Here is a 25,033-nt window from a genome sequence, read left to right as displayed (position 1 = left end):
ATGGCAACCATTGACCTGAGCCAGCTACCCGCCCCGGACGTGGTCGAGGTGCTGGACTATGAAACCCTGCTTTCCGAGCGCAAGGCGACGCTCATCTCCCTGTACCCGGAAGATGAGCAGGAGGCCGTCGCGCGCACGCTTGCGCTTGAATCCGAACCCATCGTGAAGCTGCTGGAGGAAAACGCGTATCGCGAGCTGATTCTGCGCCAGCGGATCAACGAGTCGGCGCTCGCCGTCATGCTGGCATTTTCCAGGGGTAACGACCTCGACGTGCTCGGCGCAAACAACAACGTTGCGCGCCTGGTGATTGTCCCGGCTGACGATACGACCATCCCGCCCGTTGCCGCCGTGATGGAGTCCGACAGCGATTACCGGCTGCGCATCCAGCAGTCGTTTGAAGGGCTGAGCGTGGCCGGGCCGGTCGGGGCGTACCAGTTCCACGGCCGCAGCGCCGACGGCCGGGTCGCAGACGTGTCGGTCATCAGCCCGTCGCCCGCCTGCGTGACCATCTCGGTGCTGTCGCGCGAGGGGAACGGCGCGGCCAGTGCCGAACTGGTGAACATCGTCAGCATCGCCCTGAACGACGAGAACGTGCGCCCGGTGGCCGACCGCGTGACCGTGCAGTCAGCACGCATCGTGGACTATGAAATCGACGCCACGCTCTATCTCTACCCCGGCCCGGAGCTGGAGCCGGTCAGGCAGGCCGCCGAGGCAAAGCTGAAAGCCTACATCAGCGCGCAGCACCGCCTCGGGCGGGATATCCGCAAATCGGCTATCTATGCCGCGCTGCACGTTGAGGGCGTGCAGCGGGTTGAGCTGGCGAAGCCGTCCGCCGACATCGTGCTCGATGACACTCAGGCCTCCTACTGCACCGATTACAGAATCACGATCGGGGGTGCTGATGAATAACGTCCGGCTGCTGCCGGTCGGCTCATCGCCGCTGGAGCTGGCCGCCGCAAAAGCCTGCGCCGAACTGACGCGCGTGCCGGTGCCGCTGCGCCAGCTGTGGAACCCGCTGGAGTGTCCGTTAAACCTGCTGCCGTATCTGGCGTGGGCGTTTTCGGTCGACCGCTGGGACGAGGCCTGGCCGGAGGAAACAAAGCGCGAGGTGGTACGCACGGCGAAATACCTGCACAAGCACAAAGGCACCATCGGGGCCATCCGGCGCGTGGTGGAGCCGCTCGGGTATCTGATTAACGTTACCGAGTGGTGGCAGACAAATGACGTGCCAGGCACCTTTCGCCTCGATATCGGCGTGCTGGAAAGCGGCATCACCGAGGAAATGTATTACGAGATGGAGCGGCTCATCGCCGACGCGAAGGCCGCGAGCCGTCACCTTATCGGGCTGAACATCATCCAGGACATTCCCGGCTACCTGTACACCGGCGGCGTCAGCTACGACGGCGACATTATTACCGTTTACCCCGGATAAAAGAGGCAAACAATGGCAGTGAAATACAAAACGCTTATCACCACCGCCGGGGCGGCAAAATTTGCAGCCGCGACCGCAGGCGGGACAAAGGTCACCCTTACGCACATGGCCGTCGGTGACGGCGGCGGCGTGCTGCCGGTGCCGGACGTCGGGCAGACCGGCCTTATCGGCGAGAAGTGGCGCGCCGCGCTCAACAAAATCAGCGTCGACGCCAGGAATAAAAACTACGTGGTCGCCGAGCTGGTTATTCCCCCGGAGGTGGGCGGCTTCTGGCTGCGCGAAATGGGGCTTTACGATGCGACCGGCACGCTGGTTGCCGTAGCCAACATGGCGGAGAGCTACAAGCCGGAGCTGGCCGAAGGGTCGGGACGCGCGCAGACGCTGCGCATGGTGATCATCATCAGCGCGCTTGAGGCGGTAGACCTGACGGTCGACACAACAACCGTGATGGCGACGCAGGAGTACGTCGACGAGAAAATCGCCGAGCATGAGAAATCGCGCAGGCACCCCGACGCCACGCTCACGGCTAAGGGGCTGACGCAGCTCAGCAGCGCCACCGACAGCAGCAGCGAGTCGCTGGCAGCGACGCCAAAAGCGGTGAAATCGGCATACGACAAGGCGGAAGCGGCGAATAAAAACGCCGACGGTCGCCTCGCGAAAGCCAGCAATCTTGCCGACGTGGCCGACAAGGCCGCGGCCCGTAAAAACATCGGCCTGAAAGGGGCCGCAGAGCTGGACGTCGGCACCGCTGCCGGAACGGTTGCAGCGGGTAACGACACGCGCATCGTCAACGCCCTGCAAAAGGGGAACAACCTTTCCGACGTGGCCGATAAGCCCACCGCGCGCGCCAATCTCGGGCTGAGAGGGGCCGCCGTGCTTGATCCGCAGGACTCACCGACCGACCGCACCGCCGGGAGGCTGCTGGCGATGGGGGCTTTTGGCCTGGGCGAGCCGATGGGCATTGGCACCGCCGATTTAAACACGCTTACGCAGCCCGGTTTTTACTGCCAGCCCGCAAATGCGAACGCCCCGCTGTCACGTAACTACCCCGAGGTCGTCGCGGGCGCGCTTATTGTTTTTAAGAGCGGGGCAAACGGCACGACTGGCGTCTGTCAGCAGTACATGCCGTTTGACAGGCCCCGGATTTATTACCGCCTTAACGATGCGGCAACGGGCAAATGGTCGGCCTGGGAGAGGATTTTCAGTACCGGCGACAGGCCCACGGCGGCGGAGGTTGGGGCCGTTGGTCAGGATGGCTGTGCTACTGCCGGTTTTAATTCGGGCAACGCGGATAAGCCGTATATGTGGCATACGGCCAGTAAGGCCGTTATCCAGCTTGCTACAGAAAAATGGTCTACCACAACGTTTCAGCCAAAGGGAAGTTACACCCCGGCAGGAGAGGCCTGGACAAAAAACGAGAGCGATTCACGTTTCATTATGTCCGACGCCGCAAGCTATGCGGGGTTTGTATCCAACAACGCTAACGCGCCATACATGCGGCACAGGGTGAGCAACTCGGTTGTTTATCTCGCAAGAACTGACTATGCCTATTCGAAAGGGGAAAGTGACGCGAAGTATCAGGTTAAAGGTAACTACACGCCAGCCGGTACGGCATATACAAAAGCCGAAAGCGACGCGCGATATGTGAGTACGGCACAGCGGGGAAGCCAGGCAATTGTCAATGCAGGTCACACGGTGCTAACAAACTGGGAAGCGCCCACAGGCTGCTATATGACAGGGATTAACCTGCGCGCCGACCTGGGCGACGCCCGGACAATGGGTTTTTATTACCGCTCACTCATGATCAAGACGGTCAGCGGCGGCTGGGTTCAGATAGGAAACTAAAATGATTCAGTTTAAAAATGTGAAAATCAGCAGGCAGGTTTATGTCGACGGCGTGCCGCTGCCGGTTTGTTATTTTGAGGATGACCGGGGCCGGGACTGGTACACGCTGCGGGATAAGGTCTGGACGGGTGAAACGGCGTTTATTGCCGTGTCGCCGGAGGGCTTCATCACTACCGGCGCGCGCGACCCTAACTTCATGACGTTATCCGAGGGCGTGAGCATCTATGAAATCCCCGCCGCAGATTACCGCGACGATATCGGCGCAAAAATCTATCTCTATCAAAAAGGGAACATCGTCGAGTACGTACAGCCGGAAAGCGAGCGTGTTGCCGCACAGAAAAACGCCCTGCAGGAGCGGGCGACGGCGGCCATTGCTCCGCTGCAGGATGCGGTCGATTTGGGGATGGCAACGGAGGAAGAAGCCGCGCTGCTGCTGGCGTGGAGAAAACACCGCGTCTTACTCAACCGTATTGATACCTCAACGGCCCCGCTGATTGACTGGCCGCAGCCGCCGGTCGCCGTCTGACAGATAAAGAAAAGCCCGCATCGCGCGGGCTAGTCATACGGGCATTCCTGATAGTCATCTTCTTCATCGTCAACAAACCATACGCACCAGAGATAGCCAACCAACAGCCAGCCAACCAGTGCCGCCACGCCCCATAAAACATATTGCATCGCATCGTCTCCCTTAATGCCCGAAACGATAGCGGCAATAACCCCTTATAGATAATGGATATAACCGATCGATACCGTGTGATTGATCGGTCGCGTCGATCAACAAAGACCCGCCTTAACCCGCTGAAAACACATTTCTTATCCCGTTGTTGTGCCTGCGGCCAGCGAGCGGCGGCTGCTCGCGCCTGTACCACACTACCGCCGAAAATAGACATTCATTAAAACCACGGAGCTACCCGGATGAGTGACTATCACCACGGCGTGCAGGTTGTCGAAATCAACGACGGCACGCGCGTTATTTCCACGGTCTCGACGGCGGTCATCGGCATGGTGTGCACCGCCAGCGACGCCGACGCCGCGACCTTTCCGCTCAACGAGCCGGTACTGATTACCAACGTGCAGGCCGCCATCGGCAAGGCCGGGAAAAAAGGCACCCTGGCCGCTTCCCTGCAGGCCATCGCCGACCAGTGCAAACCGGTAACGATTGTCGTGCGCGTGGAGGAAGGCGACGACGAGGACGAGGCCGCCGCCCAGGCGCAGACGATTTCCAACATCATCGGCGGCACGGATGAAAACGGCAGATACACCGGCCTGAAGGCGCTGCTCGCCGCCGAAGCGGTAACCGGCGTTCGCCCGCGCATTCTCGGCGTGCCAGGGCTGGACTCCAAAGAGGTGGCCGTCGCCCTGGCCTCGGTGTGCATCAGCCTGCGCGCCTTTGGCTACGTCAGCGCGTGGGGCTGTAAAACTCTTTCCGACGCCATCAAGTACCGCGACAATTTCAGCCAGCGCGAGCTGATGGTTATCTGGCCGGACTTTATCGCCTGGGATACGGTGGCGAACGCCAGCGCCACGGCCTACGCCACCGCCCGCGCGCTCGGCCTGCGAGCGTACATCGACCAGACGGTCGGCTGGCACAAAACCCTGTCGAACGTCGGCGTGCAGGGCGTGACGGGCATCAGCGCGTCGGTGTTCTGGGATTTGCAGGCACCCGGCACCGACGCCGACCTGCTTAACGAGGCGGGCGTGACGACGCTTATCCGCAGAGATGGCTTTCGCTTCTGGGGTAACCGCACCTGCTCGGACGATCCGCTTTTCCTGTTTGAGAACTACACCCGCACCGCGCAGGTTATCGCCGACACCATGGCCGAGGGGCACATGTGGGCGGTGGACAAGCCCATTACCCCGGTGCTGATCCGTGACATCGTGGACGGCATTAAGGCGAAATTCCGCGAGCTGAAAAGCGGCGGCTACATCGTGGACGCCGACTGCTGGTTTGACGAAACCGCCAACGACAAGGAGTCGCTCAAGGCCGGGAAGCTGTACCTCGACTACGACTACACGCCGGTGCCGCCGCTGGAAAATCTCACCCTGCGAAGCCGCATCACCGACAAGTACCTGGTGAACCTGATCGCCTCGGTCAACGGATAAGGAGCCTGAATAATGGCAATGCCCCGCAAGCTTAAATCGCTGAACCTGTTTAACGACGGCCTCAGCTATATGGGCGTGGCGTCCTCGGTGACGCTGCCCAAACTCACCCGCAAGCTGGAGGCCTGGCGCGGTGCCGGGATGAACGGTGCCGCCCACGTGGACTTTGGCCTCGAGGACGACGCGCTCACCCTGGAATGGACGCTCGGCGGCTTCCCCGATGAGGAACTCTGGGCGCAGTACGCGCTGCCGGGTGCCTCCAGCGTGCCGCTGCGTTTTGCAGGCTCCTACCAGCGCGACGACACCGAAGAGGAAACCGCCGTCGAGGTGGTGGTGCGCGGCCGCCATAAGGAGTTTGACGGCGGCGACAGCAAACAGGGCGAGGACACCGAGACCAAAATCACCACGGTGTGCACCTACTACAAGCTGACGATGAACGGCAAAGAGCTGATTGAAATCGACACCATCAACATGATTGAGAAGGTGAACGGCGTCGACCGCCTTGAGCAGCGCCGCCGCAATATCGGCCTGGCGTAATTTTCTGGCCGGTCAGGAGAGCTGGCCGGTTATCCCCTTTTAAAACCCGGAGTAAAACCAATGAGCAAAATCACAGTCGAGAAGAAAACCGCAGAAAACCCGAACCTCATCACCCTGGAAACGCCGGTAAAGCGCGGCGACGAGGTGATTAAAACGCTCACCCTGACAAAGCCGAACGCGGGCACCCTGCGCGGCGTGAGCCTGGCCGACGTGGCAAGCTCGGACGTGAACGCCCTGATTAAGGTGCTGCCGCGCATGACGTATCCGGCGCTGACCGAGGCGGAAATCGTGCGCATGGAGCTGCCCGACATGATGAGCATCGCCGCGAAGGTGATCGGTTTTTTGGCACCGAATGCGGGGGATTAACCTTCCCGGCGGGGCTAACGGTCGATGACCTGATGGCGGATATCGCGGTGATTTTTCACTGGCCGCCGTCGGAGCTTTACCCCATGAGCCTGACCGAACTCATCACCTGGCGCGACAAGGCGCTACAGCGTAGCGGGAACTCCCATGAGTAATAACGTCAAAATCGAAGTGCTGCTCAGGGCCGTGGACCAGGCGACGCGCCCGTTTAAACACATCCAGACGGCGAGCAAATCGCTTTCGGGTGACATCAGCCGCACGCAGAAAACCCTGCGCGAGCTGAACGGCCAGGCGTCGCGCATCGAGGGCTTTCGCAAAACCAGCGCGCAGCTCGCCGTCACCGGCCAGTCGCTGACGAAGGCCCGGGCCGAAGCCGAAGCGCTTGCCACGCAGTTTAAAAACGCCGAGCGCCCGACGCGCGAGCAGGCAAAAGCGCTGGCGGCGGCAAGGGCTGCGGCCGACGGCCTGCAGACGAAATATGACAGCCTTACCCGGTCGGTTAAGCGCCAGCAGGCGGAACTCGGCCAGGCCGGGATAAATACCCGCAACCTCACCCGCGACGAGCAAAGCCTGAAGGGCCGCATCAGCGAAACGACCGGCCAGCTCAACCGGCAGAAGCTGGCGCTCGAGCAGGTCAGCGCGAAGCAGGCGAAGCTCAACGCGGTAAAAAACCGTTATCAGGCGGGTAAACAGCTTGCCGGAACGGCGGGTGCCGTCGGTGCGGCCGGTATCGGCATGGCGACCGCAGGCGTCGCGGCGGGCGTCGGTATCCTCAGGCCCGGCTATGACTTTGCGCAGAAAAACTCCGAGCTGCAGGCGGTGCTGGGCGTGGAGAAAACCTCGCCCGAAATGGAAGCCTTGCGCCGTCAGGCCCGCCAGCTCGGGGACAATACCGCTGCCTCGGCCGATGACGCCGCCGGGGCGCAGATTATTATCGCCAAAGCCGGAGGCGACGCCGACGCTATCCAGGCCGCGACGCCGGTCACGCTGAATATGGCGCTCGCCAACCGGCGCACGATGGAGGAAAACGCCGCGCTGCTGATGGGGATGCGCTCGGCCTTCCAGCTCTCAAACGATAAGGTCGCGCACATCGGCGACGTGCTCTCGACCACGATGAACAAAACCGCCGCCGACTTTAACGGGCTGAGCGACGCGCTCACCTACGTCGCGCCGGTGGCAAAAAACGCCGGGATCGGGATTGAGGAAACCGCCGCGATGGCGGGCGCGCTGCACGACGCCAAAATCACCGGCTCGATGGCCGGAACCGGCAGCCGCGCGGTCATCAGCCGCCTGCAGGCTCCGGTCGGGAAAGCGAATGACGCCATCAGCGAGCTGAAGGTGAAAACCGCAGACGACAAGGGCAACATGCGCCCGCTGTTTACCATCCTGAAGGAAATGCAGGCGAGCTTTGAGAAGAACAGGCTCGGCACGGCGCAGCGCGCGGAGTACATGAAGGCCATCTTCGGCGAGGAGGCCAGCTCGGCGGCGGCGGTGCTGATGACCGACGCGGCCAGCGGCAAGCTCGACAAGCTGACGGCCATGTTTAAGGCCTCGGACGGTAAAACGGCGGAGCTGGTCGAGGTCATGCAGAACAACCTCGGCTGCGACTTTAAGGAGTTTCAGTCGGCGTATTAGGCGGTCGGCACCGACCTGTTTGACCAGCAGGAATCCTCGCTCCGTAGGCTGACGCAGACCACCACAAAATACGTGCTCAAACTTGACCACTGGATCGTGAAGAACAAAGGGCTGGCGCAGACGCTGCTCAAGGTCGGCGGCGTGGCGCTGGCCGTGATTGGCATGGTGGGTGCGATTGGCCTTGTCGCCTGGCCGGTGATTGCCGGTGTGAATGCCATCATTGCCGCCGCCGGTCTGCTGTGGACGGCGTTCACCGTGGCGGGCGGGGCCATCCTGACCGTGCTCGGCGCGCTCACCTGGCCGATAGTGGCGGTGGGTGCGGGCATCGTCGCGGGTGCTCTGCTTATCCGCCAGTACTGGGAGCCGCTGGGCGCGTTCTTCGCCGGTGTGGTCGAGGGGCTGAAAGCCGGTTTTGCGCCGGTCGTGGAGATGTTCGCCCCGCTCGGCCCGGTCTTTGAGGCTATCGGGCAGAAAGTGCAGGTCGTGTGGCAATGGTTCAAAGAGCTTATCGCCCCCGTTAAAACCAGCAAGAACACGCTCGACAGCTGCAAAGACTCCGGCGTCGCCTTTGGTCAGGCGCTTGCCGGTGCTTTCAGGCTTGCCATGACGCCATTTACCGCGCTGCGTGACGGCATCGAATGGGTGCTGGACAAACTCGGCATTATTAACCAGGAGTCCGGCCAGCTCGGGGCACAGGCTGAAAAGGTCAACGCATATGCGGGTGGCGGTTATTCACCGTCCGGCGGCCTGCTGGCCGGGGGCTACGGCAGCTATCAGCCGGTGACGGCAGCCGCGGGCAAAAGCTACACCGACCAGAGCCGCAACGAGTATCACATCGCCATCGGCGGCGGCGTGCAGAACGGCGGCGAGCTTGAGCGCCAGCTGCGCGACGGGCTGGAAAAATACGAGCGCGAGAAGCGCGCGAAACGGCGCGCCAGCATGCTGCACGATTAAGGAGACTGACCATGATGCTTGTCCTCGGCATGTTTGTATTCCAGTTGCAGACGCTGCCCTACCAGAGCCTGCAACGGGACGTGGATTACCGCTGGCCGTCAAACAGCCGCGTCGGCCAGCGCCCGGCGATGCAGTTCCTCGGCGTTAACGAGGAAAAAATCGTTCTCAGCGGCAGCCTGCTGCCAGAAATCACCGGCGGGCGAATGTCGCTTCTCGCCCTGAACCTCATGGCCGACGAGGGGCGCGCCTGGCCGCTGCTCGACGGCGGCGGCACCATCTACGGCATGTTTGTGATTAATTCCGTGAGCGAGACCTACAGCGAATTTTTTGCCGACGGCACGGCGAGAAAAATCGACTTTACCGTCAGCCTCACCCGCGTGGACGAGTCGCTCGCGGCCATGTTTGGCGATATCCAGAAACAGGCGGAAAGCCTGGTCGGTAATCTGGGCGGGAAAATGCAGAACACGATCGGAGGATTACCGTAATGCTGACGGGAATAACCCTGGACGCGGGCGCGCGCATGGCCCCGGCGTTTATGCTGACGCTCAATAATCAGGACATCACCCGCAACATCAGCGACCGGCTGATAAGCCTCACCATGACGGACAACCGGGGATTTGAGGCCGACCAGCTCGACATTGAACTCGACGACAGCGACGGCCTGATTGAGCTGCCTTTGCGCGGCGCGGTGCTCTCGCTGTTCCTCGGCTGGCAGGGAGCGGCGCTGCTCGGCAAAGGGCAATTTACCGTGGATGAAATCGAGCACCGGGGCGCGCCCGATACGCTGACCATCCGGGCGCGCAGCGCGGATTTTCGCGGCACGCTCAATTCCCGCCGGGAAGCGTCCTATCACGACACCACGCTCGGGGCGATCCTCAACACCATCGCCAGCCGCAACGGGCTGACGGCAAGCGTCGCGACGCAGTTTGCAGACATTGCCGTGCCGCATATTGACCAGTCGCAGGAGTCGGACGCGAAGTTTTTGACCCGCCTCGCCGACCGGAACGGGGCCGAGGTATCGGTCAATGCCGGGAAACTGCTGTTCCTGAAGGCCGGGGCCGGAGTGACGGCCAGCGGCAGGCCCATTCCGCAGGTGACCCTCGAGCGCCGCGACGGCGACCGTCACCAGTTCGCGATTGCCGACCGGGGAGCCTATACCGGCGTTACCGCCAGGTGGCTGCACACCAAAGACCCGAAAGAGCAAAAGCAGAAGGTAAAGCTCAGGCGCAAAGCGAAGCCGCAGCATCTGCGCGCGCTCCAGCATCCGAAGGCGAAGCCGGTGAAGGCCAAAGCCGCGCCAAAGGAAAAGGAGTCACGCGAGGGCGAGTATATGGTCGGGGAAGAGGATAACGTTTTTGCGCTGACCACCATCTACGCCAGCAGGGCGCAGGCCATGCGCGCCGCCCAGGCGAAATGGGACAGGCTGCAACGCGGCGTGGCGGAGTTCTCCATCAGCCTGGCAATGGGCCGCGCCGATCTCTACCCGGAAACGCCGGTCGCCGTTTCCGGCTTTAAGCGCGTCATAGACGAACAGCCGTGGACAATCACAAAGGTGGTGCACTCGCTCAGCAATAGCGGCTTCACGACGGCCTTAGAGCTTGAGGTGAGATTAAACGATGTAAGTTATGAAGCGGAATGAAGTTGATTTTGCAAACATAACTTGCAAATGACAGCTTGAGGTTTATCATTCCCCTCAGATGAGCGAGAGGGGGAAATAAACCATGATGCACTGCCCGTTATGTCAGGACGCAGCCCACGCACGATCCAGTCGATATCTGAGTAAAGAAACTAAAGAGCGTTACCACCAGTGCCAGAATATAAACTGTGGCTGCACTTTCGTAACACACGAATCACTTGCACGATTCATCGTTAAGCCTGGCGAAATAGTTCCTGCCCCGCCCCACCCTAACCGCTTCAACCAACAACAACTTTGGATGTGAAATAGGCCTGCGAAAGCAGGTCTCTTTTTGCCGCATCAACACTCAACGAGCCTAACAATACGCTTATAAGTCGTTTTTTGTATGTGTGATTTTGCAAAATCAAACATTGAACACTGATTATATATACAGTATTTTTGATGTATTTGATTTTTCAGGATTAACTTATGACAGTACGCAAGCAGGCCGATGGGCAATGGCTTTGTGACGTATACATTGACGGGCGCGGCAGTAAGCGTGTCAGGAAGAAATTCACTACAAAGGGTGAAGCGCTTGCCTACGAAAGCTATCAGCTCGAACAGGCAAAGAGTAAGCCGTGGCTTGCTGAAAAGGACGACCGCCGCCATCTGAGCGAATTAATTGAGCTGTGGTACAAGCTTCATGGCTGCTCACTTGGCGATAAAAAAGGCCGCTTAGGGAAGCTGCATATCATTTGCAATGGTCTTGGCGATCCTATTGCCTCCCAACTCACGGCGAAAGACTGGGCGCACTATCGCGACAGGCGTCTCACCGGCCAGATACAGAACGGCTATAAGACCAGTGAAAAATCCCTGAAGGTTTCTATCGGCACCGTTAACTGCGAACATGCTTTTCTCCGAGCAGTGTTTAACGAACTGACCAGACTTGGCGAAGTCACCTACCCTAACCCCTTGAAGAATATTCGCGAGTTCGATGAGCCTGAAAAGGAAATGTCCTGGCTAACTGACACTGAAGTTGAGCGCTTAATGGAGGCATGTCGTGGGCATGGAAATCCGGAGTTAACCCTCATCGTAAAAATCTGTCTCTCTACCGGTGCACGATGGAACGAAGCCGCTAGTTTGAAAAAATCGCAGCTCTCACCTAATAAGATTACTTTCGTAAACACTAAAGGGAAAAAGAACCGGACGGTTCCAATTTCGGAGGCGCTTTACAAAGAACTCATTGAGCGAGACGGCAAACCTTTTCAGCAATGCTATCGTCAATTTTACCGGGTAATAAAAATTGCAAAACTTGAATTACCCGAAGGTCAAATGAGTCATGTACTTAGGCATACTTTCGCAAGTCATTTTATGATGGGGGGCGGGAATATTATTGTCCTGCAAAGAATTTTGGGGCATTCTGATATTCGAGTTACGATGCGTTATGCCCATTTTGCTCCCGATCATCTTGAGGATGCATTATTACTAAACCCGCTAAGTAAAATAGGCGGAGCGTCCACAAAGTGACTACTGAGCATCATTTAGGGTGTAATGGGGTGCAACAGGATGCGCGATAAGTAACTGAAATCATTATAAGTCATTGATACTTTTCAATAGACAAAAAAAGACCGAATACGATTCCTATATTCGGTCCAGGGAAATGGCTCTTGGGAGAGAGCCGTGCGCTAAAAGTTGGCATTAATGCAGGCTTAAACGCCTTGCTTATTAAGAATAGATTACCGGCGCAGGTTTTCCAGTCCGGCACAAAAGTGTTCAGAAAAAAACCGTACGTCAGGTGATTATTAGAGTAAAAACAGCAATAACCGGTTGACGGGTATTGCTGTTTTTTTCGCGGTAGGATGAGGCTCAGGCGGGAGTTTAGTTACACAGCTTCTCGGCGCGTTCGATAAAGGGCGCGAGGCTCATTTTTTTGCCTGGAGCGTTTGGATCGTCAACCTGGATGACCGAGATCGGCTGGCCGGTGGTTTTGCCGCTTTTCACCTGCTGTTCCGCCTCTTCGTTTAGCGGGTACTGCATCAGGGTGCTTGGGTTGATGGCGAACAGCGCGTGGTTCGCGCGGCAGCTCAGCATCACCTCTTCACGGTTAAACGCCCATTTGTCTTTGCCCACTTCAAAACGGCTGACGGTAATGATTTGTGGTGCCGCAAGGGCCGCGCTGCTGCAGGCCAGCAGTAACAGCGTCAGAATGCTTTTTTTCATGAGTTTCTCTTCATCTCTATACCGTCAGAACGGCTCCCAGGTAGCAAAGGTGCTCACCGCGAGGAGGACCGCCGCCGACAAAATGACTTCCAGCCAGGTCAGCTGGATAAACCGATGCTGCGCTGCCTGCGGCGCGCTGGCAAAGCGCGGCACCAGCAGATAGCGGTTCACCAGCGCTATTGTCACCATTACCGCCACAAGGGCAACCTTTAGCAGCAATAATTGCACATAGCCGCTCGCCAGCGGTAGCGACCAGCCGAGGATCATCACGCCGTTTATCAAACCGGTGACGATAACCGCCGCAACGGCCAGATGCCCATAGCGCGAAAAGCGCATCATCGCGGTAATCGCCGCCTGCCGCCAGTGGGGTTTGCGCGCCATGCGCATGCACATCAGCAGCGGCAACAATCCGCCAGCCCACCACGCGGCGCTGAGCAGATGGACGGCATGATTCAGCCGCTGGAAGCCGCCAGACACACCTTCGCGCATTGCGGCATGCCCTACCCCCGCCAGCAGAATTAACTGCGCCGCGGCCAGAATGAGCAGCACCCCCTGTAACGCACGGGGCTTAAGCAGAAACACCGCGAGCGTCGCGATGCCGAGGAAAATTTGCCACAGCCAAACGGAGCCAAAGCGCGTGCCGATTACCGCCAGCCAAACCTGTGGATTAACGGTATCGACCCAGCCGTTGCCCATTAGCCCCGCCTGCGCGGCCAGGAGCAGCAAGGCGCTCAGCAGCGACAGCCAGACGGCAGAACGCCACTGCGTTGCCAGCCGCTGGACCAGAATCGGTTTAAACGATTGGGGGGCAAGCAGGACGCTGCAAATGGTGCTGCCCAGCAGCACCATCAGCGCGGCAAAATGCACAAACCGCAGTGAAATATAAAGCGCCGATAGCATCAGGCTTTATTTCACCGAGAAGCGGTAGGTTCCTTTGGTTTTGTGCCCATCCACGGACACGACGTGCCAGTCAACCAGATACTCGCCGGGCTTAAGCGACTCTTCTACCGGTACGATAAGCTGTTTGTTATCTTTTTCGTTGCGTTTAACCGCCCCCGTTTTCACCGCAGCTTCCTGCGGCCCGGTAATGATAACGCCGCTGAAATTCGGCTCGATGCCTTCTGAGAAGTCGAGCGTCAGCGCCTGCGGAGCTGCCGTTACTGCTGCATCAGCGGCCGGGTATTGGTTTTTCAAATGCGCGTGTGCAAGGGCTGCGGGAGAAACGAAGATTGCAGCGATGAAAGCGGCTGCGGTCAGGATACGCGGGGTGGTGAAAGCCATATCAACTATTCCTTTTTATTATGCGAGACGGCGAAAGGATAACGCCGAGTGCCGGGCAAGTCGAGATGAGAACGGCTATCAATGCATGTAAAAACTTGTCTTCGACTGCATCAAGCGCTACCTTCTGCCGGGTCAAAGAAGGAGGAAACTATGAACTACAATCTCGCCGATTTACCCCAGGACGAAATGGACAAAGTGAACGTCGATCTCGCGGCCGCGGGCGTGGCGTTTAAAGAGCGCTACAACATGCCCGTCATCGCCGAAGTGGTCGAGCGTGAACAGCCGGAAAATCTACGAAACTGGTTCCGCGAAAGATTAATCGCTCACCGTTTGGCCTCCGTCAACCTTTCTCGACTGCCCTATGAGCCAAAAGTGAAATAATTCTGTTTCGATATAACTTCCTTACAAAAGTGATGCTAAGATTTTTCTTGTTCAGTTGACCATGAGCTAAAGCTCGCCTGTCACGGCCCGAGGATGGGCCGGCGAGGTGGATTGATTAAGGAAGAAGTTATGCCCGTATGGAATGTTGCCGCCGCGCAATATGGCGCCCGGCCTGGAGATCTCCACGCTAATATCACACATCATTTAGACTTTATTCACCGCGCTGCCGCCGAGCAGATTGATTTACTGATTTTCCCCGAACTTTCCCTTACCGGATACGATTTAGAGCAGGCTCTTGCTCTCGCCCTTCCCTTCACCGATGACCGCCTTTCTCTGCTTCAGGATGCCTGCGTCGAACATAAGATGACGATAGTGGTCGGCATGCCGCTGCGCTGCGAAGATGGCAACACGGTGGGTGCCGTTGGGTTTATGCCGGACGGCTCGCGGGTGTCCTGCTGCAAGCCAAAGCCCTGCGCAGATGCCTTTTCGCTTGACCAACATACCCCGCTGGTCGGTCTGCATAATCGCAGCATCGCCATGGGGCTGAGCGTTGCCAGCGAGGAGGAAATCTGGCCGCGAAGTGCGGCAGAACTGGGCGCGGACCTCTACGCAACGGGGAAACTGGTGACGGAAATAAGCTATCAGCACGACGAAATGTACCTTCAGCGCTGGGCGCATAAATACGGTATGCCGGTGCTGCTCGCCAACCACGCTTTTTCGACGGGCGAGCAACGTACCGCCGGGCGCAGCGCCTGCTGGGACAGCTACGGCCAGCTGGTGGTCAGAGCCGATCAGGGCGAACTGCTGGCCGTCGGCCGACGCGATGAGAAAGGTTGGCACGGCGAGATCATTCCTTTACGCTAGCGGTTTAGTCAGCGTTTGTGCGACCTGGAGTCATTATGCTTCGCATTATAGATACCGAAACCTGCGGGCTGCAGGGAGGCGTGGTGGAAGTTGCGTCAGTGGATATTGAAAACGGCAGAATCGTCAATCCGATGAGCGACCTGGTTCGCCCGGACCGCCCAATCAGCCATCAGGCGATGGCCATCCACAGGATCACCGAGGAGATGGTGGCGGACAAGCCGTGGATTGAGGAGGTTATTCCGCGCTACCACGGCAGCCCTTACTACGTGGCGCACAACGCCAGCTTCGACAGCCGCATGCTGCCGGATATGCCGGGTGAATGGATCTGTACGGTCAAGCTTGCCCGCCGCCTGTGGCCGGGCATCAAATACAGCAATATGGCGCTGTACAAATCGCTTAAGCTTCAGGTTGAAACGCCCGCCGATCTGCATCATCACCGGGCGCTGTTCGACTGCTATATCACCGCCGCGCTGCTGATTCGCATTATGGACGAGTCCGGCTGGACGCCGGAGCAGATGGTCACCATCACCGGCCGCCCTGCGCTGGTCAGCACCATGATGTTCGGCAAGTATCGCGGCAAAAAAATTGAAGAAATAGCCCAGGACGATCCGGGCTACCTGCGCTGGATGTTGAACAACATCAAGGAGCTAACGCCGGATCTGCGCATGACGCTCAAGCACTATCTGGAAGCGCAGTAACGCTTACTCCGCCCGCCCTGGCAAAGTCCCCTGCGCCAGGGCAATCAAAAAGGCGAATTCCAGCGCCACGCCCTCGTAAGATTTGAAACGCCCCGATTTCCCGCCGTGCCCGGAATCCATGTCGGTACACAGCAGCAGTAGATTGTCATCCCGTTTGGTATCGCGCAGCTTCGCCACCCATTTCGCCGGTTCCCAATACTGTACCTGCGAGTCGTGCAGGCCGGTCGTCACCAGCATGTGCGGATAATCCTGCTCCGACACCTGGTCGTAAGGGCTGTACCCTTTCATGTAGAAGTAGTACTCCTCGTCCTGCGGATTCCCCCACTCCTCAAACTCGCCGGTGGTCAGCGGAATCGACTCGTCGAGCATGGTGGTCACCACGTCAACAAAAGGTACCTGCGCCACGATGCCGTGGAACAGTTCGGGCCGCATATTGATCGCAGTCCCCATCAGCATGCCGCCGTAAAGCAGATTTTCATTGCCGTAGCCCTGTTTGAGCAGCGCGTCGCACACGTCCAGATAGTCGTTGAAGGTATTCATTTTCTTGAGGAACTTGCCGTCCTCGTACCACTGCTGGCCCAGCTCCCCGCCGCCGCGCACGTGGGCGATGGCGAAGACGAATCCTCTGTCTAACAGACTCAGGCGGCTGCTGCTGAAGTCGGCGTCCATGCTGCTGCCGTAGGAGCCGTAGCCGTACACCAGCAGCGGATTTTTACCGCGCTGAAAATGCCTGCGATGATAAACCAGCGAAACGGGCACCTGCACGCCGTCCCGGGCGGTCACCCAAAGGTGCTCACTGCGGTAGTCTGCGGCATCAAAACCCGCGACTTCGGTCTGCTTTATCACACGCCTTTCGCCGGTGTTCATATCCAGCTCGAACAGCGTATCCGGCGTGGTCATCGACGAGTAGCCGTAGCGCAGGCGCGAGGATTCCGGCTCGGGGTTATAGCCAAGCCAGGTCACATAGGCGGGATCGTCGAAGGCAATACCTATCACCTCGCGCGTTTTGCGATTGATCTGCCGCAGGCTGGTCAGGCCGCGCTGGCGCTCTTCCACCACCAGCCAGTCGGTAAACAGCGTGAAGCCTTCCAGCATGATGTGCTCGCGCGGCGGGATCAGCACCTCCCACTGCTTTTCATCACGCACCTTGCTGCGGTAAAGCCCGAAGTTTTTACCCTCGCGGTTCGAGCGCAGATAGAAATTGTGCTGATAGTGGTCGAGGCTGTATTCGTGATCCTTGCGGCGCGGTGCGAAGACCTGCGGCTCGGCGTCCAGCAGTTCGGCATCCAGCAGCAGCACTTCGCTGGTGGTCGCGCTGCTTAAATGAATGAGGATGAAGTGGCGCGAGGTGGTTTTGTGCACGCTGACGTAAAACGTGTCGTCCTTCTCTTCGTACACCAGCTGATCGTCCGCGGAAGGATGGCCGACGGTGTGCCGCCAGACCTGATAAGGCAGCAGCGTTTTCGGGTGCTTGCGCACGTAGTAAAGCGTGGTGGAATCGTTCGCCCAGACGAAGCTGGTTGAAACATTGCTGAGCACCTCCGGATACCAGTTTCCAGTTTCCAGGTTGCGAAAGCGCAGCCCGTACTGGCGGCGGGAAAGGTAATCTTCCGCCAGCGCCATGATCGTGTTGTCGAGGGTTATCGCCATGCCGCCCATGGTGTAAAACTCGCTGTGCGCCGCCCGCCGGTTTGCGTCAAGCAGGGTTTCCCACGCGTCCCACTCTTCCAGCACCACCGACTGGCGCTGATAAATAGCGTACTCGTTCCCCGCCTCGTAAACCTGCCGGTAGCGGTAGCCGTTCTGGGTGTAGGGCGCTGAAACGTCGTGCTGCGGAATGCGGTCGACCATCTCTTTTAACAGGCGCTCCTGCAAAGCCTGCTGGCTGGACATGATCCGCTGGCCGTACTCGTTCTCTTCGTGCAGATAGCCGAGCACGTCCGGGTTCTCGCGGTCGTCGTCCCGCAGCCAGTAGTAGTTGTCGATTCTTGTGTCACCGTGCTGTTGCAGGGTGTGGGGGATCTTTTGCGCTTTAGGTGGCATATCGTTATTCGTTTTGAGTTAACACCCTGTAAGGGTGGCAAATTCAGGCAGGCTTGCAAGCGAAACGGGGGTATTTGCGGAAAAAGCCGGGGTTAACCCGGCAGGCTTAGCTTCTGCTGTTTAATGTCCTGTTCGATGCCTTCGCGCACATCCTGCGGGATTTTCAGCTCGTCGCCTAAGGCGTTGAGATAGCTGCGTTCCATAAAGTGATCGACGTCGATGGCGGCACAGCTCAGGAAGTACAGCTCGAGGGCCTCTTCCTCATTTTTGACGTCCGCCGCAAGGCGTTTTGGATCCAGCGGCTGGTCGATAGCTTCCTGAATCAGCGTGCGGCCCGGCCCTTCAATGCCCGCATCGCGCAGCTGTTGTTCGATGGCCTGACGCTCTTTATCGTCGATGTGCCCATCGCTTTTTGCGGCAAAGACCAGCGCCATGATCAGGCGGCGGCTGCGCACGTCTATCGGCGACTGCTGCTGCCCAAACTGCGGTTCATCCTGATGAGTCTGGCGGATGCGGTCTTTGTATTTGTTCCATAGCACGCTTCCCGCGACCGCGCCGCCACCGACCAGCAGCGCGCCGGTACCGTATTTGGTCAGCAGCTTACGCGATGATTTGTTCGCCAGCAGCAGGCCCGCAAGGCCGCCTAACGCGCCCGGCACCAGCAGTTTGCTGAGGCCCTGCTCGCTCCCGGATGGTGCGTTTTGTTGAGTTGACTGCGGGCTGGATTGACCAACCTGTCCCAGCATGGACTGAATCTGTTGTAACCAATTACTCATGAGAGGCACCCTTTTTTGCAGATAGCTTGAGTTTGCACATAACCTGAAGAGAGTATGCGAAGGGGTGTCAAGAAGTGTCTGAGCGGGCTAAAGATGCGAAAATAAAGGAATAGTGTCGGGCGCGTGAGGCAGCCCGACAGGGGTATGGTTATGCAGCTTTGGTGCGTTTACGCGCCGGGTGTTCAGCGAGGTTATCTGCGGCTTGCGCATCACCCTCTTCCGCTGCGGGCTGTTGCGCTTCGATTTCCGGCAGCTTGCCGCTTCTCAGCACCGTGGAAAGCACGTCTTTGTTTTCTGCCAGCCACATCGCTAACACATCGCTCTGCCCTTCTTCGAAGGTAACAGGGCTTTGCGTGAGCCAGTCGCCCAGCACTTCCGCCAGGTCGAGCATTTTGTCATAAGCATCAGCATCTTTTTTACTGGCAAAAGACATTTTTTCCTGCCCCTCTCGCACTACAACGTATTTGATTTCAACCGCCATTTTGCAGCTCCGATTAACTGTGTATTTATACAGTATAGTTATATTATCCTGCCCGTGCAAGCCGTAAAGGCGCTGCGTACGCAAACGTTTTCGTATATACTGCGGCCGTTTATTTTATCACAACGGGTAAGCAGATTATGTCAATGTTGGGAACGGCCCTGCGTCCAGCGGCCACGCGCGTTATGCTGTTAGGTTCAGGTGAATTAGGCAAAGAGGTGGCGATTGAATGCCAGCGTTTAGGGCTGGAAGTCATCGCGGTTGACCGCTACGCGGATGCCCCGGCGATGCACGTGGCGCACCGCAGCCACGTTATCAATATGCTTGATGCGGCTGAACTGAAGGCGCTGGTGCTCGCCGAACAACCCCACTTTATCGTTCCTGAAATTGAAGCGATTGCCACCGACATGCTCATTGAGCTTGAGCAGCAGGGACAGCGCGTTGTGCCCTGCGCCCGCGCCACAAAACTCACCATGAACCGCGAGGGCATTCGCCGCCTGGCGGCCGAAGAGCTGGCGCTGCCCACGTCAAGCTACCGTTTCGCGGATACCGAATCCGGCTTCCGGCAGGCGGTCGACGAGATTGGCCTGCCGTGTATCATCAAGCCGGTGATGAGCTCTTCGGGCAAAGGACAAAGCTTTGTCCGCACCCGCGAACAGCTGGCAAAAGCCTGGGATTACGCCCAGCAGGGCGGCCGCGCGGGCAAGGGTAAAGTTATCGTCGAAGGGGTGGTGAAATTCGATTTTGAAATCACCCTGCTTACCGTCAGCGCCGTTGACGGCGTGCATTTCTGCGACCCGATTGGCCACCGTCAGGAAGACGGCGACTACCGCGAATCCTGGCAGCCGCAGCAGATGAGCGATAAAGCCCTCGCCCGCGCGCAGGAGATCGCACAGAAGGTTGTCGTCGCGCTGGGCGGCTACGGCCTGTTTGGCGTCGAGCTGTTTGTCTGCGGCGACGATGTCATTTTCAGCGAAGTCTCCCCTCGCCCGCACGATACCGGTATGGTTACGCTTATCTCACAGGATCTTTCAGAGTTCGCGCTGCACGTTCGCGCGTTTCTTGGCCTGCCCGTTGGCGGCATTCGTCAGTATGGCCCGGCGGCTTCGGCCGTTATTTTGCCGGAGCTTGCAAGCAGTAACGTGAAGTACGGCAACCTGTCCGCGGCGCTCGGCGCGGGCGTTCAGGTGCGTCTGTTCGGCAAGCCGGAAATTAGCGGTAAGCGTCGCATGGGCGTTGCGCTGGCAACCGGGAGCGACATTGAAAATGCCGTGGATCGCGCGGTTAAGGCGGCGGCTGCGGTGCAGATCGAAGGTTAAAAAAAACCTCTCCGCAAGGGAGAGGTTTTGGCGGATGGCGATTGCTCATCCGCCCTGCGCAAAAGCGGGTGTGGTTACGCCTTTGCGCCTTCCACCGCTTCGCGAGCAAGTTTGGTGATGCGGTCGTAGTCGCCCGCTTCCAGCGCGTCCGCCGGCACCAGCCAGGAACCACCGATACACAGCACGCTTTTCAGCGCCAGGTAGTCGCGGTAGTTCGCCGGAGAGATGCCGCCGGTTGGGCAGAAACGCACGTTGGCGAACGGGCCAGCAATCGCCTGCAGCGCCTTGGTGCCGCCGTTGGCTTCCGCCGGGAAGAATTTGAACTCTTTCAGACCGTAGTCCATGCCCAGCATCAGTTCAGAAACGGTGCTGATGCCTGGGATCAAAGGAATAGTGCCTTCGGTTGCGGCTTTAAGCAGCGGCTCGGTCAGGCCCGGGCTGATGGCAAACTGCGCGCCCGCTTCGGTGACTTCTTTCAGCTGCTGAGGGTTCAGCACGGTACCCGCGCCGATGATGGCTTCCGGGACTTCTTTAGCGATGGCGCGGATAGCGTCCATTGCGCACGGCGTACGCAGGGTCACTTCCAGCACGCGCACGCCGCCTGCAACCAGCGCTTTAGCCATCGGCACAGCGTGTTCCAGCTTGTTCACTACGATAACAGGAACGACCGGACCCGTTTTCAGGATCTGTTCCGCGGTGGTTTTCCAGTTTTTCATCTGAGAGCCTCTTAAGCCAACTTTATAATTTGTCTACCGCTGCGGCGTTTGCCGCAGGGGTGCTTAAAATTTAATGCAGGTCGCGCCCTGTTCCGCGCCCGATAACTGCTCACGCAGCGCGCCGAAGAGTTCACGCCCGGTCCCCACGCGCTCGGCGCTGAGATCCGGATGGTAGGCGGTGCGTTTTTCAAGCTCGGCGTCATCAACCAGCAGCGTCAGTTCACCCGTCTGCCCGTTGACGCGAATCATGTCGCCATCCTGTACTTTCGCCAACAGCCCACCGTCGTAGGCTTCTGGCGTGACGTGGATAGCGGACGGTACCTTACCGGATGCGCCGGACAGGCGCCCGTCGGTTACTAGCGCGATTTTGAAACGGCGGTCCAATAATACCCCAAGTGGCGGCATAAGTTTATGTAATTCTGGCATGCCGTTCGCTTTTGGTCCCTGATGGCGCACCACCACCACGCAGTCGCGGTCCAGCAGCCCTGCCTCGAAGGCGGGCAGCACGTCGTGCTGGCTTTCGAAAATGACTGCTGGCGCTTCGATAACCTGATTTTCGACCGGCACGGCAGAGGTTTTCATTACGGCGCGACCCAGGTTGCCGCTCAGCACTTTCGTCCCGCCGTGTTTTGAGAAAGGTTTATCGAAGCTTGCGATGACGTCGCCGTCCAGCGCGGCTTCTGCGCCTTCGCGCCATGCGAGCTGACCGTTATCCAGCCACGGCTCCATGGTGTAGTGATGCAGGCCAAAACCGGCAACGGTGTTGACGTCCTCGTGTAGCAGGCCGCCTTTTAGCAGCTCGCGCACCAGCACCGGCACGCCGCCCGCCGCCTGGAAGTGGTTGATATCTGCCGGGCCGTTTGGATACAGACGCGCCAGGAGCGGAACCACGTCGGACAGGTCAGAGAAATCATCCCAGTTTATAATGATGCCCGCCGCGCAAGCCATCGCCACCAGATGCATGGTGTGATTGGTGGAGCCGCCGGTCGCCAGCAGCGCGACAATACCGTTCACCACCACTTTCTCATCGATCATTTTGCCGAGCGGCATCCATTCGTTACCGTTGCCGGTCAGGCGCGTTACCTGGCGCGCGGCGGCGGCGGTGAGCTCGTGGCGCAACGGCGCGTCAGGGTGAACGAAGGAGGAGCCCGGCAGCTGCATGCCCATAAACTCCACCACCATCTGGTTGGTGTTAGCGGTGCCGTAGAAGGTACAGGTGCCCGGCGCGTGGTAGGACGCAGCCTCGGACTCCAGCAGCGCGCTACGGTCAACTTTTCCCTCGGCGTAAAGCTGGCGGATGCGAACCTTTTCCTTATTAGCAAGGCCGCTCGCCATTGGGCCAGACGGCACAAACACCGCAGGCAGGTGGCCAAACGACAGCGCCGCCATGGTCAGCCCAGGAACAATTTTGTCGCATACGCCGAGGTACAGCGCCCCGTCGAACATATTGTGCGACAGGCCGACGGCGGTGGACATGGCGATGATTTCGCGGCTCAGCAGCGAAAGCTCCATACCGTCCTGGCCCTGGGTAACGCCGTCGCACATCGCTGGCACGCCGCCCGCAACCTGTCCGACCGCGCCCACGGAGTGCAGCGCCTGGCGAATCTGCTGCGGGTAGGATTCATACGGCTGGTGCGCGGAGAGCATGTCGTTATAGGAGGTAATGATAGCGATATTGTTACGCAGCATGCTTTTCAACGCGGCCTTGTCTTCCGGCTGGCAGGCGGCAAAGCCGTGGGCCAGATTTCCGCACGCAAGCTCGGAGCGATGTACGGTGTTGCTCTTCGCCTTTTCAATGCGCGCCAGGTAGGCTGCACGGGTCTCTTTCGAGCGCTCAATAATGCGTTTTGTTACGCGTAACATATTCGGATTCATAAAGTACCTCATAAAGTGGCTGCCATCGCAGTGCGCAGGAGGAGAAGATTAAACGGCTGAAAGATTGCTTGATTAGCCGCCCTCCATGACATCAGGGCAAAATCTCTGAGGCTAGTGTAAATAAAAAAGCCCTGCTGGTGAATCCAGTCAGGGCTTTTAATCACAAAAATATCTACCCCGTATGAGGGAGATCATGTTACCGGTAAAACAAAACTTCTCGTTTACCGGTTTTCAGCGTGTCGCTTACTCGAACTCGTTCCAGGAACGGCCGTCGCGGGTGATCATCGCCACCGAGGCGACCGGGCCCCAGGTACCGGCCTGGTATGGCTTCGGCGCGTCGTTGTCCGCGGTCCAGGCTTCGGTGATGGAGTCAACCCATTTCCAGGCTTCTTCTACTTCGTCACGACGGACGAACAGCGCCTGAATACCGCGCATGGTTTCGAGCAGCAGGCGTTCATAGGCGTCCGCCAGGTGGGACTCGTTGAAGGTTTCGGAATAGCTCAGATCCAGCTTGGTGGTTTGCAGGTTGTGCTTGTGATCCAGACCCGGCACCTTGTTCAGCACCTGAATATCCACGCCCTCGTCCGGCTGCAGACGAATGGTGAGCTTGTTCTGCGGCAGGTCCTGCCAGGAATCTTTGAACAGGTTGAGGGCCGGGCTCTTGAAGTAAACCACCACTTCGGAACACTTGGTTGGCAGACGCTTGCCGGTGCGCAGGTAGAAAGGCACGCCCGCCCAGCGCCAGTTGTCAATATCCACTCGGATAGCCACGAAGGTTTCCGTGCTGCTGGATTTATTCGCGCCCTCTTCTTCCAGATAACCCGGCACTTTTTTACCCTGCGCAAAGCCTGAGGTGTACTGGCCGCGCACGGTTTTTTCACGCACGTTGCTGCGGTCGATGCGGCGCAGGGACTGCAACACCTTCACTTTTTCGTCACGGATGTGGTCGGCGGTAAGGTCGGACGGCGGAGACATCGCGATCATGCACAGGATTTGCAGCAGGTGGTTCTGGATCATGTCGCGCATCTGACCGGCCTGGTCGAAATAGCCCCAGCGCCCTTCGATGCCCACCTCTTCGGCCACGGTGATTTCCACGTGGTCAATGGTTTTGTTATCCCAGTTGTTGGCAAACAGGGAGTTGGCAAAGCGCAGCGCCAGCAGGTTTAGCACCGTCTCTTTACCTAAATAGTGGTCGATGCGGTAGACCTGGCACTCTTCGAAGTATTCGCCAACCTGATCGTTAATTTCCTGGGAAGTCGCCAGCGAAGTGCCCAGCGGTTTTTCCATCACCACGCGCGCAGGCTTAGCGTTAAGCTTCGCCTTGCCCAGCCCTTTGCAGATAGCGCCGAAGGTGCTTGGCGGCATGGCAAAATAGTTGATGGTGACGCGATTTTGCTGGTCGAGCATTTTACCAAGCTTGGTAAAAGACGCGGTGTCGTTTACGTCGAGATTGCAGAAATCGAGGCGATTGCTGAGCTTGTCCCACAGGCTCTCGTCGATTTTCTCTTTCATGAAGGTTTCGAGCGCTTCGCGTACCACTTTGGTGTACGCCTCTTTGCTCCAGTCGGCACGGCCAACACCCAGGATACGGGTCTCAGGATGGATCTGCCCCGCCTTTTCCAGCTGGTACAGGGATGGCAGCAGTTTTCGACGCGCGAGGTCGCCTTTTGCACCGAAAATCACCAGGTCACATGCCTGAGCTGTCTGTGTTACCGCCATTTTAATCTCCTCGTTTCGGGTATCTGGTACCACGTCGTACGTGTAATTAAATTACGAAGCAATGTAGCGCTTTTTATGAATTTAGGTAAACCGTCACCGGTTATCCGATCGTGCTCAGAACGGAAAAAACGCTGCAGGCGTGCTCTCTTTCGTTCTTAAGTGAAATTTAGTGACTATTTAAC

At 58.4% G+C, this 25,033-nt stretch carries 25 protein-coding genes and 1 pseudogene; 17 read left to right on the top strand and 9 right to left on the bottom strand.

Annotated elements, in window-relative coordinates; genetic code table 11:
* The 13 genes and pseudogenes from ACSPHG_RS09415 to ACSPHG_RS09355 all read left to right on the top strand — a co-directional run bounded on the left by ACSPHG_RS09415 (window position 1) and on the right by ACSPHG_RS09355 (window position 12,008).
* The gene (locus ACSPHG_RS09415) at window positions 1-909 is read left to right on the top strand and encodes a baseplate assembly protein (protein WP_435953208.1); all 909 of its coding nucleotides are present in this window, start codon (window positions 1-3) and stop codon (window positions 907-909) included.
* Entirely contained in the window at window positions 902-1,432 is a 531-nt protein-coding gene (locus tag ACSPHG_RS09410; RefSeq protein ID WP_435953207.1) for a phage tail protein I, read from the top strand. Before ACSPHG_RS09415 ends, ACSPHG_RS09410 begins: the two co-directional genes overlap by 8 nt.
* A gap of 12 nt (window positions 1,433-1,444) precedes the next feature.
* Entirely contained in the window at window positions 1,445-3,277 is a 1,833-nt protein-coding gene (locus tag ACSPHG_RS09405; protein WP_435953206.1) for a phage tail-collar fiber domain-containing protein, read from the top strand.
* Between the two features lies 1 nt (window position 3,278).
* On the top strand, window positions 3,279-3,803 hold the full coding sequence (locus ACSPHG_RS09400; protein WP_435953205.1) for a tail fiber assembly protein: 525 nt from the start codon (window positions 3,279-3,281) through the stop codon (window positions 3,801-3,803).
* Between the two features lie 389 nt (window positions 3,804-4,192).
* A complete protein-coding gene (locus tag ACSPHG_RS09395) occupies window positions 4,193-5,380 on the top strand; it encodes a phage tail sheath protein (RefSeq protein WP_435953204.1) in 1,188 nt (395 codons plus the stop codon).
* 12 nt (window positions 5,381-5,392) lie between these two features.
* Window positions 5,393-5,914, top strand: coding sequence for a phage major tail tube protein (locus ACSPHG_RS09390; protein WP_435953203.1), 522 nt, complete (start codon window positions 5,393-5,395; stop codon window positions 5,912-5,914).
* 60 nt (window positions 5,915-5,974) lie between these two features.
* On the top strand, window positions 5,975-6,280 hold the full coding sequence (locus tag ACSPHG_RS09385) for a phage tail assembly protein (RefSeq protein WP_435953202.1): 306 nt from the start codon (window positions 5,975-5,977) through the stop codon (window positions 6,278-6,280).
* A 32-nt stretch (window positions 6,281-6,312) separates the two neighbouring features.
* Window positions 6,313-6,432, top strand: a complete 120-nt coding sequence (locus ACSPHG_RS09380; RefSeq protein WP_435953201.1) for a GpE family phage tail protein — start codon at window positions 6,313-6,315, stop codon at window positions 6,430-6,432.
* Window positions 6,425-8,866 (top strand): annotated as a pseudogene (locus ACSPHG_RS09375) (phage tail tape measure protein). The gene ACSPHG_RS09380 and the pseudogene ACSPHG_RS09375 overlap by 8 nt, the downstream one beginning before the upstream one ends.
* A gap of 11 nt (window positions 8,867-8,877) precedes the next feature.
* Entirely contained in the window at window positions 8,878-9,351 is a 474-nt protein-coding gene (locus ACSPHG_RS09370; protein WP_435953200.1) for a phage tail protein, read from the top strand.
* Window positions 9,351-10,505 (top strand): phage late control D family protein, encoded by a 1,155-nt coding sequence (locus tag ACSPHG_RS09365; RefSeq protein WP_435953199.1) that lies wholly within the window; start codon window positions 9,351-9,353, stop codon window positions 10,503-10,505. The genes ACSPHG_RS09370 and ACSPHG_RS09365 overlap by 1 nt, the downstream gene beginning before the upstream one ends.
* Before the next feature lie 82 nt (window positions 10,506-10,587).
* On the top strand, window positions 10,588-10,806 hold the full coding sequence (locus ACSPHG_RS09360) for a DNA-binding transcriptional regulator (RefSeq protein WP_435953198.1): 219 nt from the start codon (window positions 10,588-10,590) through the stop codon (window positions 10,804-10,806).
* 164 nt (window positions 10,807-10,970) lie between these two features.
* Window positions 10,971-12,008, top strand: coding sequence for a phage integrase (locus ACSPHG_RS09355; protein WP_435953197.1), 1,038 nt, complete (start codon window positions 10,971-10,973; stop codon window positions 12,006-12,008).
* A gap of 351 nt (window positions 12,009-12,359) precedes the next feature.
* Here ACSPHG_RS09355 and ACSPHG_RS09350 read toward each other — a convergent pair whose 3' ends face one another.
* The 3 genes from ACSPHG_RS09350 to yobA are packed head-to-tail and all read right to left on the bottom strand — an operon-like array spanning window position 12,360 to window position 13,982.
* On the bottom strand, window positions 12,360-12,701 hold the full coding sequence (locus ACSPHG_RS09350; protein WP_435953196.1) for a YebY family protein: 342 nt from the start codon (window positions 12,699-12,701) through the stop codon (window positions 12,360-12,362).
* A gap of 24 nt (window positions 12,702-12,725) precedes the next feature.
* Window positions 12,726-13,601, bottom strand: coding sequence for a copper homeostasis membrane protein CopD (copD, locus tag ACSPHG_RS09345; RefSeq protein ID WP_435953195.1), 876 nt, complete (start codon window positions 13,599-13,601; stop codon window positions 12,726-12,728).
* Between the two features lie 6 nt (window positions 13,602-13,607).
* A complete protein-coding gene (yobA, locus tag ACSPHG_RS09340; protein WP_435953194.1) occupies window positions 13,608-13,982 on the bottom strand; it encodes a CopC domain-containing protein YobA in 375 nt (124 codons plus the stop codon).
* A 150-nt stretch (window positions 13,983-14,132) separates the two neighbouring features.
* On the opposite strand from yobA, the gene ACSPHG_RS09335 reads away from it, so the two are divergent.
* The 3 genes from ACSPHG_RS09335 (at window position 14,133) to exoX (ending at window position 15,925) form a co-directional block, all read left to right on the top strand.
* Window positions 14,133-14,363, top strand: coding sequence for a DNA polymerase III subunit theta (locus ACSPHG_RS09335; protein WP_435953193.1), 231 nt, complete (start codon window positions 14,133-14,135; stop codon window positions 14,361-14,363).
* A 129-nt stretch (window positions 14,364-14,492) separates the two neighbouring features.
* Window positions 14,493-15,227, top strand: coding sequence for a carbon-nitrogen hydrolase family protein (locus tag ACSPHG_RS09330; RefSeq protein ID WP_435953192.1), 735 nt, complete (start codon window positions 14,493-14,495; stop codon window positions 15,225-15,227).
* Window positions 15,228-15,262: 35 nt separating this feature from the next.
* Window positions 15,263-15,925, top strand: a complete 663-nt coding sequence (gene exoX, locus ACSPHG_RS09325; protein ID WP_435953191.1) for an exodeoxyribonuclease X — start codon at window positions 15,263-15,265, stop codon at window positions 15,923-15,925.
* 3 nt (window positions 15,926-15,928) lie between these two features.
* On the opposite strand, the gene ptrB is transcribed toward exoX, so the two are convergent.
* The 3 genes from ptrB to ACSPHG_RS09310 form a co-directional block, all read right to left on the bottom strand.
* Window positions 15,929-17,968, bottom strand: a complete 2,040-nt coding sequence (ptrB, locus tag ACSPHG_RS09320) for an oligopeptidase B (RefSeq protein ID WP_435953190.1) — start codon at window positions 17,966-17,968, stop codon at window positions 15,929-15,931.
* Between the two features lie 92 nt (window positions 17,969-18,060).
* Window positions 18,061-18,744: a tellurite resistance TerB family protein gene (locus tag ACSPHG_RS09315; protein WP_435953189.1), complete on the bottom strand. Its 684-nt coding sequence runs from the start codon at window positions 18,742-18,744 to the stop codon at window positions 18,061-18,063.
* Between the two features lie 148 nt (window positions 18,745-18,892).
* Window positions 18,893-19,225, bottom strand: a complete 333-nt coding sequence (locus ACSPHG_RS09310; protein ID WP_435953188.1) for a YebG family protein — start codon at window positions 19,223-19,225, stop codon at window positions 18,893-18,895.
* A gap of 137 nt (window positions 19,226-19,362) precedes the next feature.
* On the opposite strand from ACSPHG_RS09310, the gene purT reads away from it, so the two are divergent.
* Window positions 19,363-20,541 (top strand): formate-dependent phosphoribosylglycinamide formyltransferase, encoded by a 1,179-nt coding sequence (gene purT, locus ACSPHG_RS09305; RefSeq protein ID WP_435953187.1) that lies wholly within the window; start codon window positions 19,363-19,365, stop codon window positions 20,539-20,541.
* Between the two features lie 74 nt (window positions 20,542-20,615).
* On the opposite strand, the gene kdgA is transcribed toward purT, so the two are convergent.
* From kdgA to zwf, 3 genes are all read right to left on the bottom strand, one after another.
* Window positions 20,616-21,257, bottom strand: a complete 642-nt coding sequence (gene kdgA / locus ACSPHG_RS09300) for a bifunctional 4-hydroxy-2-oxoglutarate aldolase/2-dehydro-3-deoxy-phosphogluconate aldolase (RefSeq protein ID WP_435953186.1) — start codon at window positions 21,255-21,257, stop codon at window positions 20,616-20,618.
* 63 nt (window positions 21,258-21,320) lie between these two features.
* On the bottom strand, window positions 21,321-23,132 hold the full coding sequence (gene edd / locus ACSPHG_RS09295; protein WP_435953185.1) for a phosphogluconate dehydratase: 1,812 nt from the start codon (window positions 23,130-23,132) through the stop codon (window positions 21,321-21,323).
* A gap of 243 nt (window positions 23,133-23,375) precedes the next feature.
* Entirely contained in the window at window positions 23,376-24,851 is a 1,476-nt protein-coding gene (gene zwf, locus ACSPHG_RS09290) for a glucose-6-phosphate dehydrogenase (RefSeq protein WP_435953184.1), read from the bottom strand.
* Window positions 24,852-25,033 lie beyond the last annotated feature (182 nt).

This window comes from Dryocola baronae, from assembly GCF_051297175.1.
Lineage (GTDB): Bacteria > Pseudomonadota > Gammaproteobacteria > Enterobacterales > Enterobacteriaceae > Dryocola.
The sequence above is the reverse complement of the archived record's forward strand: the minus strand, read 5'-3'. Positions and strand labels throughout refer to the sequence as shown.